Genomic DNA, 14,514 nt, shown 5'->3' on the forward strand with positions numbered 1-14,514 from the left:
TTCGATAAGAATTGTCATATCTAAATTCTTACCAAAAAGGAGCCATTTTTTACCAGAAACACAAACTATTTTACACTACCCTTAAATTTATTATGTTTTTTCTCTTTAACCAAAGAAAAAAGCACTGAAAACCATTAGTCCAACGGTTTTCAGTGCTTTTTTCATATTGCTCTATTGAATTTTCCTCATTCCACCTATACAAGTGAAACTTAGAGAAACTTAAATTAAATCTCTTTCAGACAATTCAATTTGGATATTCTCCAACTGTGGATTATTTCTCAGTGGGCCAGTTTCCAGCTTACTGCCTGCTGCCTTGCATCCACAAATCTCTTATAAATGCCTTCCTGCTTCATTAGTTGCTCATGTGTTCCCTGCTGTACAATTCTTCCTTTGTCAACAACCACAATCTGGTCTGCATGTCTGACCGTTTTTAATCTGTGGGCAATCATAATAATCGTTTTTTCCTTTGTAAGTGCATCTACTGCATCCATCAGCTCCTTTTCATTCTCTGGATCAACATTTGCCGTCGCTTCATCCAATATGACGATTGGCGCATCCTTCATAATCGCTCTGGCTATCGAAATACGCTGTTTCTCACCACCGGAAAGTGTGGCTCCTCCTTCTCCGATCACTGTGTCATATCCATTCGGAAGTTTGCTGATGAAATCATGACAACATGCTTTCTTCGCCGCTTCCACCACTTCCTCATGACTTGCATCCTGGCGTCCGAATTTAATATTATTCTCAATGGTGTCTGCGAACAAATACACCGACTGAAATACAAATGAAAAATTACGCATCAGACTGTTCATGCTGTAGTCTTTTACATTCACACCTCCAAGTGTCACTTCCCCGGAATCCACATCCCAGAACCTGGCAATCAGATTGCAAAGTGTTGATTTTCCTCCACCAGATGGTCCAACGATTGCTGTCGTCGTTTTCTGCGGAATAGAGAGCGATATATCATCAATGATCTTCCGTTTGTCATAAGAAAACGAAACATTAGAAAGTCTAATATCGTAATTTTCCGGCTGTATTTCTTTACCGTCGATATCCATGGTATCCAGCTCCAATATTGCATTTGCTTTATCTACACATACGCTTACCACATGTAAAAGAGATGAATAATTTCCTGCACATTCCAGACTGGCATAAAGCATAAATGCTGAGATTGTCATACCAATTGCATAGACCGCACTCATAGTTCCATTAATATAAAAATATGCACTACATGCTACGATTACTGCACCTGTGGTTTTTGTTATGACGCTTTGCAGAAAATGATAAGGGACAAACAACATCTCCATCTTTGTATTAATCTTTTCGCATGCTTCATTTGCATCATTTAATCTTTTTGCCTGTTTTCCAAGCAGGTTGTATGATTTTACTTCTGATATTCCCTGCAGATACTCCATGATCTGATTTACAAGCTCTGTATCGCATACCACTTTTTGCTCTGAATCGTTTTTCCCTGCATTCTGCATCACAGCATTTACACCAAAGAAAATAAGCACTCCTGCTGCAGCTGTCAGTCCAATTCTCCAGTCAAAAAGAAACAGCATAAGAATGATCATGGATGTTTCCAGAATTCCCTGCATGGTCAGCATAACCACTCTCGCAGCTACATCGCCAAGTGTTTCCATTGTATTCGTCGTAATAGAAGAAATTTCCCCGATGCTGTTGGCATTAAAATATCCCATCGGCAGATAACGCAGATGCTCTGCAATCTTGATTCTCATAAAAGCACTCGCATTATATCCGCCTTCTGTCTGAAGCACTGTAGAGTATCTCTTACAGATGACATCAACTACAATTGCAATCACCATGATTGCAATTGAACCACCAATATATTTTCCTATTGGTTTTCCACTCATCAAACCAATCAATATGTACATAATAGCCGGTATCTTCATTGCTGAAGCGAGAGCCTCTATAAGTCCGATCACTATCGACAGTTTAAATTTATTACCATTTTCCCTGCCTGAAAAACGAAAGAATTTTGCCAGAATTCCAAACATATCATTCTCCCTCCTTCACCGTATCTTTTACAGAAATATGGGCATCCCACATTTCCTTATAAAGCGGGCATGACATCAGTAGTTCCTCATGTGTACCATGTGCTGTTACATTTCCATCATTTACGACAAAGATCTGATCACTGTCCTTAACGGTAGAAAGCCTGTGTGCGATTACGATCAGTGTCTTCCCTGCTACCAGTTTTGCAATAGAATTCTGCAGAATCGCCTCATTTTCCGGATCCGTGTAAGCAGTTGCCTCATCAAGAATTACAATCGGAGCATCCTTCAGCATTGCCCTTGCAATGGAGATACGCTGCCTCTCTCCTCCTGACAGATGTCCTCCTGCACCTCCTACAACCGTATCAAATCCGTTCTCAAGCTGCATGATAAATTCATAGCATCCGCTTTTCTTTGTCACCTCGATGATCCGTTCATCTGTAGCCTCCGGATTTCCCTGTCTGATATTTTCACGTACCGTTTCATTGAACAGATAATTATCCTGTGCAACATATGCAATTTTCCGATTAAAATCTGCAAGCGACATTTCTTTGACATCAACTCCACCGATTTTAATACTTCCGGAATCCACATCCCACAAGGACGCAATCAGCTTTGCGATGGTTGACTTACCGCTTCCGGAAGGTCCTACGATTGCATTTACCGTTCCTGCTTTTAGCTCCATAGTTACTCCATGCAGAATCTCTTTGTCGTGATAACCAAACCTGACATTTTCAAGTGTAACGGAGTTATCTTTTGGAACACTTTTACTTTTCTCTGGACGTTCAAGCTCCGGCTGTTCCAGAATTCCTGCCACTTCACCAACAATCACTCCGATCTTGCCAAGATCATCTGTATAGGAACCCACTGTGATCAACGGTCCAACGATTCCAAGTGATAAAATAATGCAGATGACAAAATCTGAAATCGCAAGTGTTCCATTGGCTACATAATGTGCCCCAAACGGCAATACCGTAAGAAGCGTATAAGGTGTGACCACCATCATCAGTCCATGAAAAATCGAGCACCGTTTCATCCAGGAAATAAAGGAATCTGCATAAGCCATAGCCGCCTTTGTAAATTTTGCATAAGAACTTTCTGTCTTTCCAAATGCCTTGATCACTTCGATTCCGTCAATATATTCCACTGCCGCATCATTCAGATCTTTTGTTGTCTGAACCGTTCTCTCGAAGCTTGGTTTAAAATCCAGCATCATTCCAAAATAGGAAAGAAATCCCACTATAACCGGCACCAATGACCAGAGTGCCAGTCTCCAGTCTGTCAGGAAGAAATAAATCAAAATCACAATCGGTGCCAGCAGATTGGACGTGAATTCCGGGACAATATGCGCCAGTGTTGTCTCGATACTGTCGATTCTTTCCACCATAATATTTTTAAATGTACCGGAAGGTGTGTCTTTCACATAGCCAAGAGGTACCCACGCCAGCTTGTCACAGCAGGATTTTCTTATATTTGCAAGTACTGCAAACGTTGCTTTATGTGACAATGCTGTCGAAAGTGAATGAAGCAGTTCTGCAATGATAAACGATAATGCAATCAGAACCGCTTTTGCAAGATATATTTCAAACTCCTTTTCACCATTTAAAAACAGCTTTACTATATCTGCAATAATAAAATACGGCAAAATCTTAAAAATCACATTTCCGATTGCAAGTAACACACTCCATACATAGGCAATTCTTTTTTGTCCGGCCCATGTCAGGATCCAGCTGACTGCCGACTTCTTTTTTTCTTTCACATTCGTTCACTCCTTACTTTGGTTTTATTGTTGTTTCTTTCATTAGTTTATTCTAACTCATATATAATAAAATAGGTGGCTTACTGGCATTAGCCACCTGATTTACATTAGTTATACCGGGAATTCAATATTCCACAATCGTTCCCAGCCACCTGTATTGAATTCTTTCAGCTGATGCACATTTTTCTTTGCAGTCTCTCTATCTATATCATGCTCAATGATCTGAAATACTGATGAAAAAAATCCCGTATAGATCATATGCATAAGGCTTTCCTCTACAATCGGTATTTTCACACCGTTCTCTTTCATCTTTTCCATATATTTCAGGCTGGACTTCATTTCCCGCTCTACCATATTGTGTATGAATAGTTCAAATTTTCCACTGTCTCCACATTTCAACAATAATCTGAAATTATCATAATGATCATAAATATAATCAACCATCTGCTCCATTCCGTCACTGGATGTATACGACATATTCCTTGTCTGATCACTGGCCGAAAGCTTTTCAAACTCCTCAACGATCTGATCATAAATCTGATAAATGTGTTCCATATAGGGATCTGTCAGTGCATCAAAAAGTGCCTCTTTCGTCGGATAATATTTGTAAAATGCACCAGTAGTAAGTCCGGCATCTTTTACAATGTTTCTTAAAGATGCTCCGGTCAGACCATCTTTCAGGAAATGTTTTCTGGCTGTATTTAATATATTTTTTTGTGTATCTTCTGCTTTTGTCGACATTCTTTTCGTATCCTCTAAAGTTCTTTCCAAAAATATAACAGTGCTATATAGCACTGTTATATTTTAACTCATTACAGGAATTTGTCAAGTCTGCTGTTTCGATTTTTTATTTTCCCGTGTATTCAATTTTCACTTAGCAGATGCATCTGTAGTTTGATTTTGCCGTCGTCACACCACATGATTCTCTTCAGCATCTTTCCTTTTGACCAATATAAACTTTTCATTGCTATATATAAGAACGGAACCATGATTTTGCGTGTTGCCTTTCCAATTTGTACAAACTGTCCACCATCAAAAAATACATGCTTTAACGGTATTTTTGCCTATGTCAGAAATGCCATGGCAAGATCTGCACCAATCGAAGATGCAACTACAAATTCTATTTCTTTGATTCCATGTTTAAGCCTCCTCTTTGACTTTTTCAAAATCTACTGTCTGTTCCTTCATAGAAATTTTTACCACCTTAAAACCATACTGCAAAAGTTCCTTTTTGAATGTAAGGAACGAATGATCTATAGGCACTCCGGCAATGTTTTCAATTTCAGCAAAAGTCAACTTGAAATCGTCTGTTTTATTTTTATTGATCCACTTCCATAAAGGATTATATTTGCTCATAATTATCATTCATCTACTTTCCAAAACTATTTACGATATCCTTTACCATCAGTCAGATTTACTCCACTTGCCACAACACTTTCCCTGCATAAAATATTTTCTTATCTTCTCCATTCCTTCTGCATCCATCTGATACTGATCTGCAATAGTTCCATTTTCAAAATGAATGACGTCAGTGCAACACTCTATAATCAGTTCCAAATCATGTGTGATCACATAAACCGAAATTCCGGTATCCCACACTTCTCTTAGAACCTCTGCAACCTCCAGCATATGCTTATGATCAAGACCACTGGTTGGTTCATCCAAAAACAGCACAGAGCGCCCAGAGGCAATTGCAGATGCGATAGCCACCCGCTGCTTCTGACCTCCGGAAAGTGACATTGGATGACGGTCTTTGACTTTTATCAGATCCAGCATTTCAAGAAATTTGTCTGCTTCTTTCTCATTTTCTTCTTTCATGCTGATCATAACTTCATCCTGTATTGTCTCTGTAAAAAGCTGATGGTTTACTTCCTGCATGACCATATAACAGGCTTTCAGCCTTTCTTTTGGTCTGTAAGTTTTTCCATTCCAGATGATTGTGCCACATTGTTTTTCCAAACCACAGAAACAACGGGAAAAAGTAGATTTTCCAGCTCCATTATTGCCCGTAATTGCGACAATCCGATTTGCCGGAATCTCACATTCTCTGATATATAAAATCTGTGGACCATTCTTATATGCAAAATTAAAATCATGAAGCTCCATTGTGGTTCTTTCTGATATCAACATCTCTGGCATAAGGAGATTTTCCAGAACATAAGCCCGCAGTCCCATCTCTCCCCGCTTTTCTTCTGTCAGATTTTCAAACTCTGTGGCTGAATAATCCTGAATAATCTGTCCCTCTTTCATATAAATAAACCGATCCGCCAGCCCACGCAGATAATACAGGCGATGCTCCGATATAATAATCGTTTTTCCCTGTTCCTTCCAGTGAGCGATTATTCTTCGCAGATCCATGATTGAAGCTGCATCCAGATTAGAAGAGGGTTCGTCCAGGACAAAAATATCCGGTTTCATGATAGAAACCCCTGCACAGGCAATCTTCTGCTTCTCTCCACCTGAAAGCTGAAAAATATTGCGTCCAATCAATTTTTTCAGATGCAGCTCCTGAATTGTAGCCTGCAATCGATCTTTGATTTCTTCCTTTGGCATTCCAAGATTTTCACATCCAAAAGTAATCTCGCTTGTTGTATCTACATTAAAAAACTGTGACCGTGGATTTTGAAAAACACTTCCAACAATTTTTGCTGTATCATACAGTGGCTGCTGCGAAACATTTATCCCATTTATCCATATCTCACCAGTTAATTTTCCTTCATAATAATGTGGAATCAACCCATTGATCATTCGAGTGAGTGTTGTTTTTCCACAACCGCTCTCCCCACATAGCACAATAACCTGACCATCTTCTATCTCCAGATCAATATCCCGGATTCCCACAGAATATTCATTATTTTCTCCATATGTAAATGTTGCATGATCTATTTTTATCATAATGTACTACCTCAAAAAAACAATATACTGATGCAAAAAGAACAATATAAAGCATGCAAAGCAAACAACAATGGCAATAAAATCCTGTACATGAAAGCCAATCTCGCAGACATTGGTTCTTCTGATCGGTGCACCAAGTCCCCTTGTTAGAGCTGCTGCAGACAGCTCATCACCAATTTTTATTACGGATACCATCAATGGTATCAGCCGGTATTCAATCATAAGGAATGGATTTTTACCACCAAAACGGATATTTCTCATTTTCATTGCATCCCGGATTGCCTGATATTCTTCCTTGATTGTAGGAAAGAAACGGAAAATAACTGACAACGGTATAATGATTTTTTCTGTGACATGCATCCGCTCCATTGCACTGATAAACTCACTTACAGATGTAGAAGAGATCAGATATGCACCTGTCATAATTCCCGGTGCAAAACGCGTCATAATTGATGTTGCTGCCAATACCAGAAAAGAAATCATACCACTCCAAACATTCAATGCCAGCCGCTCCAGTACAAAGCATACCGCATAGAGAACTGCATATTTACCGGCTGTTTTGAATTTGTGCTCTGACAAAATCAATGCAAATGGTATAAGGCTTAGTATTGGTTTTACTATATTCATGATTCCATCATTGCTGGTACTGAACATCAATGTTGTAATCGTTATAAGCATAAACAATTTTGTTCTAGGATCTAAAACAATTCCATTTCTGCTGTCAACAGTAGCAGATAATATCTCATCCATTACACGATTCCTGCTTTTACAAAGTGTTTTTTGAGCAACGCTTTTCCAATCATTCCTCCAATGATTGCGCAGATAAAGATACCTGCAATCACAAGAACAATGCTCCACATAGGCATGACAGCCATTACTTTATCTGCATACTCTTTACCAAAACTGGCTGCGAAGCTGGCTCTTGAATCTTCTACCATGAAGTACATTGGAATATATGTACCAACCATCCAGAGACTGAATACTGCATATCCAATCAGGCTCCTTTTAGCACTTTTATAATTGCCAAATTTCAGAATCAAATCTCCCAGCAGCCCAAAGATAAGCCCCAAAGGTACACCCCAATATCCCATTCCGGTAAGTCCCATCAAAAGGCCACTCAGAATTGCCATCAGCGTTACCATACCAAACTTCTTTACCCTTGTCAGGAATAACATAAATGGAATTCCTGTGATCAGTGTCCACAATGCACCAAGAATCGGAAGAAATATCGGAACAAATCCAATCGGAATTGCCACACAACATCCGAGTACAAAATAAAGGACTGTGAAAAGTCCCAGATTAATCAGGTCCTTCGCCTGTAATTTGTTATTCATACAGAATACCTCCCTTGTATAATTAGCTCTATCTAACTACTCCATAAAATACCATATGTTTTGTTATATCTCTACAACCAAATATCATTTTAGCTCCAAACAGCATTGGGTTTTATTGTTGACTCTGCTCTCTTCAAATCCTATAATATTATCTGTTACAGGGCAAAAGTACTTATATCAGGGAGATCTTCTATGAAAATTAACGACGTGATCCAAAAATGCATCAAAATACCGGGTATATCCATAAAACAGGCTGAATATAGTATGGAGCTTATATTAAATACGAAGGAAGGTAAAGGTTCGATGACCTTTTTTTCACTTTTCCCCGGTCTGTCTCTGGCATATATTTTTATAAATTCTCCAACCTGGACGGCTCCCGACCTTCGATCAGACAGCTCCATTACAAAAGGTCCATTGCTTCTTAACTATTGTGTGACAGGTCGTTGTGAAATGATCCTAAACAGCAAAAATTTTGTCTACATCAAAGACAGAGAACTTTCTCTCACAGAATGCTTTGCCCAAAAAGAATATGTTTATCCAAGGCGCATCTATGAGGGGCTTGAATTCTTTATTGATATAGATACATTTACTTTAGAAAATACATGGGTACAAAATGAATTTAGCATTGATTTCAGAAAAATCTCAGAGATGTTTTGTCCTCATGGAAGCACTTATATATCGACAGCGGCCCACGAAACTGAGGAAATTCTCAAAAAACTATGGGAATTATATGATTTTCCGGCCTCTTTTGCAGTCATTCAAATGAAAATATATACGCTCGCTTTATTCTCAGTACTACAAAATTTGGAGGCTATCCCTAAGTCTCAGGCCTGCACTTTCTTTACTGAATCTCAGGTTAATATTGCTAAAAAGGTCGAAAATATCATCACCTCAGACCTAAGGCAGCATCATCCTGCGTGGGAATTGGCTGAATATTTTTCTATCAGCGAAACCAGTCTAAAAAATTATTTTCGCGGTGTTTACGGACAGAATATTTCTGTCTATCTGCGTGAAATGCGTATGAATAAAGCAGGCGAACTGCTTGCCTCAACACGACTGTCTGTAGCTGAGATTGCAGCACAGGTCGGATATCTGAATCAGAGCAAATTCGCCTCTGTGTTTAAAAAGCATTTTGGTGTATCACCTTTGGAATATCGCCGCACCAGACATTTAGACTCCTAAACTCTCCATTTTGTTGCCTCTCTTCTTTCAACAATAAAATGACGATAAATCCCATCCTGTCTCACAAGTTCTTCATGTATTCCCTGCTGTACGGTTTTCCATTCTCCAGAACGAAAATCCGTTCAGCTTTCTGTACTGTTTTTAGGCGGTGTGCAATCATAATAACAGCTTTATCATTTGTCAGGTACCATCCACTGGTCATTAAAATGACAAATTACATACAATAAAACTTCTTCCGAAGATATATTCTGAGTAGCATGATACCCATATTAATGAGTATAAATAGCAAAATCAAATTCACTGGCAGATATTTTCTAGTTACATCTCCAAGCACTGTTATTCCTGAAAGACTTCCAATTAAAAACATCTGTGAAATTTCATCCCACATTTTTTTGTATCGTTTTATTGCTTCTATAATCATTACTATCATAATTGCCAATATAAAAATTATAGCTACGATTGCCAAAATCCTGATAACCCAGGCTTCTCCCCCCGTATAAGCTATTTTTTGATTGAACCCATTATCATAAGTCGGATATACCAACCATTCACAAAATCGAACATACCATGTGAATGGAATCCTAAAAAAATCTATGAAATCATGCTGAAAAGCACCATTCTGTATGATTGCAAACAGGATTACTGTAATGTATCCTATTCCCCAGAAATATTCTGCGTCCCTCATTTTTTCGGTTCTGGACTTTACTTCTTTTTTCGTTTTACGGATTTCCATCTCTGCACGTTTCTTTTCATTACGGGCTTTTGCTTCTGCCTGTTCCATCTTTTTCTCTGCTTCTTTCTGTTTCTTCTGTGCATCATCTACTGCTTCAACAGATGATTTATTAACCTGTATCTGCAATTTAGAGTTCTGGTCCCGAACGTCTTTTATTTCTTCTTCGAGCTGCTCTTGCTCGCTCCTGCTCTTCAAGCCGTTTCTGTTCCTTAAATCGTCGTTGTTCTTCTGAAGCGATTGATTCAACTTCTGCGTTTCGGACAGTTCGGTTGTCAAACGATGAATTTCGTCGTTTAATTTCCGAATTTCGTCTTGCATTTCGTGACTCTCGAAGAATAGCTTCTGTTTTTCCATCTTCAGCTTGTGTGTCCTTTCCTGAAATTTCTGGATAAACTCGTTCATCTTCTGAATTCTCACCTGTAACTCGTCTCTCTCTTCCGTCACTAGCTCCAGTAACGCCGCCTGCTCCTTCGCAAGCTGCTTCCACTTGTCGGTAGTATCCGGCAAGTTCTTCATCTGATCTGCTGTCTCTGTTGGCTGAATCTCTGGCTTTTTTCCTATTTCTATCAAATTCATTCTCCAATCCCTCCTTGCTGATGTCCAGATGAAATGTTTTTGACAAATTGCTATCTCGCACTTTCTTCCCATCCTGGTTCTGAAATGTGATGTGCTTCCGTTTCTCTGTCCAGTTTACGTTCCATCCGAACTGCTTCATTTTTTCTATAAACTTTTCTTTGCTGATACAATTTTCCAGTGCTTTTAACACTGCCATTGCACAGTCCGCTACAAAGCTATCCTTTACCTGCTGACAGAACAGATTATATTTGTCTTTGCTCCATGCAATGACTTCCCCTTTTTCAATCTGACTTCCATCAAAATGCTTTCCTTTTTCGGCAACGGTCAGTCCTCGTTCCCGGCACATCTGATTGGTAAGCTGTTTCATACGTTCCAGATCTTTTCTGGTATTATGTAGCTTTCTCCCATCTTCATAACTCACTGAATTAGTAACCAAATGGCAGTGGATATGGTCTTTATCCTTATGCACAGCCACTAAGGTCTGGAATCCACTGAACCAATTTTCTGCAAACTCTTTTCCAAATTCAAATGCCTGCTCCGGGGTGATCTGCTCATCCTTATGCCAGGAAATAATGTTGTGGGCATACATTCTCCCTGTATCTTTATTCCACATCTTCTTTTCTTCCAAAAAGGTTCTGTACACCAAATCATAATTAATTTCATTGTGACAGTACGGGCCTGTTACATAAGTAATCAGCTCACTTGTCTTGTCCTGCCGTAAAACATATTCAATACAATTTCTCATTGCTCCATGTGTATTTGTCCGCTTATTAATCGTCTTATTAACTGCCATATCCTTTCACTCTCCTTCCGATACTTGAGAATATTTTTATTGAGGAAATACAACATACTGTCGTTTGGGATTTCTCCATCTGTATGCAGTTTTCTTGCAATCTGGTTGATATTTGTCGTAGCTCCCCGGAGCTGACAAAGGATATCCGCAAACATCTGGTTCAGTCTTTTCAGTTCTTCTATTTCCTCTGCCGATGCTATCTTCAAGTCTGCGATTGCTTTTATCACAACTTCCTGCTGTGTTCTTCCGGATTCTTTAACCTTGCTCTGAAACAAATCGTATTCCTCTTTATTCATCCGTATGGTTACTGTATGATTTCGTTTTCTCATAGGCTTTTGTCTCCTTTCATTGCTTGATTTTCATTCTTTGTTAACAGCCACAGCGTTCTGGCGGCATATTGGCAGGAGATTTATAAGAGAGTGCAACGCTCTCTTATACAGGTGCAGGACAGAGTCCTAGTCAATCAGTAAGTATTCCGTAGGAATGTCCGGTGGACATTTCGCAGAAATACTTACGTCATTGACGTGCCGGGGTTCCAAGGGGCAGAGCCCTCTGGCAAGTTTAGGAACAGCCCAAAGGCTGGCTCCGGTGCAGAGTGGCTTGCCACTTTGCGAAACTTGCCTGTCATCTCCCCACCACTGAACCAGCACCAAGTAAGCAACATTCTCCTCTGCGTTATTAAGCCAAAATTGAGATGACAGTGGTTTTGTGGTGCAGGAACTGACTGTAAAAGAAAGAGAAAATCTCCACATTCCATAGATTTTTCCTTTCTGAAACAGGCTAGTCATGCACCACTCCGATGCGAAGTATCGGACAATCATGTGCCGTATCCAGCACTCTATATTTCTTCTTTGCCTTGCTTATACAACGTTTTCCATCTGCAAATGTCTCTCTGCCATATTTCGCTGTTATTTCTGCTTTTCTTTTTCTGAATCACTTTCCATTTCTGCTGAAAAGCATAAAAATAGCAGTCATGAACATTTCACTGATTTTTACCAATAGAAATGCCATCACTGCCATTACCTTTTTCTGCTATTCTGTTTCCGTAAAGCTTTCCTTACTGTCAGTCTATTTTTCTATTACTGCTATTTTATTTTGTCGCAAATTTCAAACAGGTCATGCAATAAATTCTCCAGTTTCATAAGTCTGCGATGCTGATACCAGATCAATCCGGGAAGTCCCACTGCAAGGAAGAACGAAGCACATAAAATCTTTATTGCCTGTCCTCTGCTGCTTATCCCTCCATATCCAAATCCACATACCAGATTCACGAATAAAACATAGAAATATCCACAAAATAAAACAAATTCAAAAATCCACACCAGCACCTTTTTCACTTTCTCTTTCACTCTGTACTTCTCCCTTCTGCATTTTTAAATTCAGTGTAGCGAATTTCTCGCTATATTTCAATAGTGAATATCTCGCTAAGTTATTATTATGCTAGAGGTGAAACGCATGTATCAGAGAATACGGGATCTGCGTGAAGATCGTGACCTTACGCAGAAGAATATGGGTGAAATTCTGAATTGCAGTCAGCGTATTTACAGTAATTATGAATGTGGTGATGTCGATATCCCTACTCACATTCTGATTAAACTGGCTGAATTTCATAACACCAGCGTTGACTATCTGCTAAACCTGACAGATGATAAACGTCCTTACCCAAGAAAAAAGAATAGCTCCACTTAAGGCAGTCCGATTTATTTTATGCAAACCGGACTGCTTTTCCTTTTTACAGACAGCTAAAAACTATCCGCAAAATCCAGTGCTGCATCCATATCAGCTTCTTTCTCCCAGTCCAGATTATCTTCTGCGATCTCTCCATCCGTTTTCTCCATTGTTAGTGTTCTGTCCGACAGATTAATTTCTCCTACCGATTCTTTTACAAACGGTACAAGCATTTCAATCAGGTTCTTCGCCATAGCCATCGGAACGGATTCTTTTACTCCATCCCGGATAGCTGTTTCCACCCTTTCCAGAAAAGCATCTTCCTTTTCTCTGGTTTCCAGATACGGATCTGCTTCATTCCGGTACTCTCTGGAAAAATAATCGTTTAAAGCAACTACAACTGCTCTGGTGTACGATTTATATTTTTTCCTGTCCATCGTCTGCAAATATTCCCATGCCTGCCTGTCCTGTTCATCACAAAGATTCAAACGGATATTTGTATTGATGATTTTCCGTTCTTTTCTCATACAAGCATCCCTCCGTTTCTCTGGATTTTCCTTACGCTCATTGCTTCATAACCTTTCGCTGTGGCACAGATGTCCCGTACAATCGTCACTCGGTTCTTGTCATATTCTCCGAAGTTCTGAATCATACAACCGCCACCGCCCACTACATACAGACGCATCAGTTCGGGATTGTATTCTCGTTCCCTCAGCTTATGAAAGATTTCTTTCGTATAATCTCCGGCAGCTTTGCGAATGACTGCCAAATATTTTTCACCAATATCTGCTGTCCCGGTACGGATCACCTGCTCAATCACCAGATCGTCTACCACCGTTCCCAATTCTTTCAGCAAGGATTCTCTTACAGCAAGCACACACTGATGCGTTCCATATTTCTCTGTAAAGCATTTCTTCTCTAATGGACGGGAATTGTTGATATACATGATGTTCATAGTTCCGTTTCCAATATCTACAAGCATGTTGATACCTTTAAAATCCTGTAAGCGGTAAAAGGCTGCCGCAAATCCCTGTGGGTAAATGTCAGCTCCTGCAAACTCCACATGATATTGTTTGTTGCGGAATATAAAATCCACACTTTCATTCTGTAAAAGATATTTCTGAAAATCTTCTTTCTGAGTAGCCACCCAAGTAAGGGGAAGTCCCGCTGCAATATGCACCTTTGCCCGGTTCATTCCTTTCCCATCCAGTTCCCTTGCGATAGCCGCCAGTGTCAGCACATAATAATCCTCGTCCTGCGTTTTCTCTGCACAGAACTCCTTGTGTTCCTCTCCGATCTGGTAATACATGCCATTGTAAACAAGAAGATTATTCTGGAAGATTGGCTCCTTGTCATATCTGGCTACACCGGATGGAAAGCATCTGGTGGCTGTTTTCATGTTTCCATACCCATGATCAATCCCGATCACCATAACTGTCTCATTATTGTTGTTTTTCATCATTCTCATAATCATACCTCATACTTTCTACTACAATATATTTATGGTTAATATCCCTTACAGCCAGTAAGGAATTATCCATCTTGTTGCTTAAGCTGTA

15 protein-coding genes are annotated in these 14,514 nt (G+C 39.5%); 2 read left to right on the forward strand and 13 right to left on the reverse strand.

The features are described 5' to 3' along the window. Positions 1–278: 278 nt before the first annotated feature. From GPK60_RS01240 to GPK60_RS01270, 7 genes are all read right to left on the reverse strand, one after another. Entirely contained in the window at positions 279–2,018 is a 1,740-nt protein-coding gene (locus tag GPK60_RS01240; protein WP_215658705.1) for an ABC transporter ATP-binding protein, read from the reverse strand. A 1-nt stretch (position 2,019) separates the two neighbouring features. Continuing rightward, positions 2,020–3,774 carry an ABC transporter ATP-binding protein gene (locus tag GPK60_RS01245; RefSeq protein WP_215658706.1) on the reverse strand — a complete coding sequence of 585 codons (1,755 nt, stop codon included), beginning with the start codon at positions 3,772–3,774 and terminating at the stop codon, positions 2,020–2,022. Positions 3,775–3,885: 111 nt separating this feature from the next. Beyond that, positions 3,886–4,545, reverse strand: coding sequence for a TetR/AcrR family transcriptional regulator (locus tag GPK60_RS01250; protein ID WP_252191255.1), 660 nt, complete (start codon positions 4,543–4,545; stop codon positions 3,886–3,888). Positions 4,546–4,914: 369 nt separating this feature from the next. Continuing rightward, on the reverse strand, positions 4,915–5,130 hold the full coding sequence (locus GPK60_RS01255; protein WP_215658707.1) for a hypothetical protein: 216 nt from the start codon (positions 5,128–5,130) through the stop codon (positions 4,915–4,917). Positions 5,131–5,178: 48 nt separating this feature from the next. Beyond that, positions 5,179–6,669: an ABC transporter ATP-binding protein gene (locus tag GPK60_RS01260; protein ID WP_215658708.1), complete on the reverse strand. Its 1,491-nt coding sequence runs from the start codon at positions 6,667–6,669 to the stop codon at positions 5,179–5,181. 6 nt (positions 6,670–6,675) lie between these two features. Further along, positions 6,676–7,419: an energy-coupling factor transporter transmembrane component T gene (locus tag GPK60_RS01265; protein WP_177974558.1), complete on the reverse strand. Its 744-nt coding sequence runs from the start codon at positions 7,417–7,419 to the stop codon at positions 6,676–6,678. Next, positions 7,419–8,003, reverse strand: coding sequence for an MptD family putative ECF transporter S component (locus GPK60_RS01270; protein WP_005333775.1), 585 nt, complete (start codon positions 8,001–8,003; stop codon positions 7,419–7,421). Before GPK60_RS01270 ends, GPK60_RS01265 begins: the two co-directional genes overlap by 1 nt. Positions 8,004–8,195: 192 nt before the next feature. Between GPK60_RS01270 and GPK60_RS01275 the strand changes: the two genes are divergently transcribed. Then, positions 8,196–9,185, forward strand: a complete 990-nt coding sequence (locus GPK60_RS01275) for an AraC family transcriptional regulator (RefSeq protein WP_215658709.1) — start codon at positions 8,196–8,198, stop codon at positions 9,183–9,185. A 214-nt stretch (positions 9,186–9,399) separates the two neighbouring features. Here the strand turns inward: GPK60_RS01275 and GPK60_RS01280 are convergent, their stop codons facing one another. From GPK60_RS01280 to GPK60_RS01295, 4 genes are all read right to left on the reverse strand, one after another. After that, positions 9,400–10,044, reverse strand: coding sequence for a DUF6040 family protein (locus tag GPK60_RS01280; RefSeq protein ID WP_215658710.1), 645 nt, complete (start codon positions 10,042–10,044; stop codon positions 9,400–9,402). 1 nt (position 10,045) lies between these two features. Then, positions 10,046–11,287: a relaxase/mobilization nuclease domain-containing protein gene (locus tag GPK60_RS01285; protein ID WP_227156703.1), complete on the reverse strand. Its 1,242-nt coding sequence runs from the start codon at positions 11,285–11,287 to the stop codon at positions 10,046–10,048. Further along, the gene (mobC, locus tag GPK60_RS01290) at positions 11,236–11,616 is read right to left on the reverse strand and encodes a plasmid mobilization relaxosome protein MobC (protein WP_167544874.1); all 381 of its coding nucleotides are present in this window, start codon (positions 11,614–11,616) and stop codon (positions 11,236–11,238) included. Before mobC ends, GPK60_RS01285 begins: the two co-directional genes overlap by 52 nt. A gap of 756 nt (positions 11,617–12,372) precedes the next feature. After that, on the reverse strand, positions 12,373–12,636 hold the full coding sequence (locus GPK60_RS01295) for a hypothetical protein (protein ID WP_055158244.1): 264 nt from the start codon (positions 12,634–12,636) through the stop codon (positions 12,373–12,375). Positions 12,637–12,742: 106 nt separating this feature from the next. Between GPK60_RS01295 and GPK60_RS01300 the strand changes: the two genes are divergently transcribed. Then, complete coding sequence (locus tag GPK60_RS01300) at positions 12,743–12,976, forward strand: helix-turn-helix transcriptional regulator (protein ID WP_015540886.1); 234 nt, start codon at positions 12,743–12,745, stop codon at positions 12,974–12,976. Between the two features lie 53 nt (positions 12,977–13,029). On the opposite strand, the gene GPK60_RS01305 is transcribed toward GPK60_RS01300, so the two are convergent. Continuing rightward, positions 13,030–13,482, reverse strand: coding sequence for a hypothetical protein (locus GPK60_RS01305; protein WP_177975010.1), 453 nt, complete (start codon positions 13,480–13,482; stop codon positions 13,030–13,032). Next, entirely contained in the window at positions 13,479–14,423 is a 945-nt protein-coding gene (locus GPK60_RS01310; RefSeq protein WP_177975587.1) for a ParM/StbA family protein, read from the reverse strand. The genes GPK60_RS01305 and GPK60_RS01310 overlap by 4 nt, the downstream gene beginning before the upstream one ends. Positions 14,424–14,514: the final 91 nt, after the last annotated feature.

This window comes from Ruminococcus sp. MCC718, assembly GCF_018783905.1.
GTDB classification, from domain to species: Bacteria; Bacillota; Clostridia; order Lachnospirales; family Lachnospiraceae; genus Hominisplanchenecus; species Hominisplanchenecus faecis.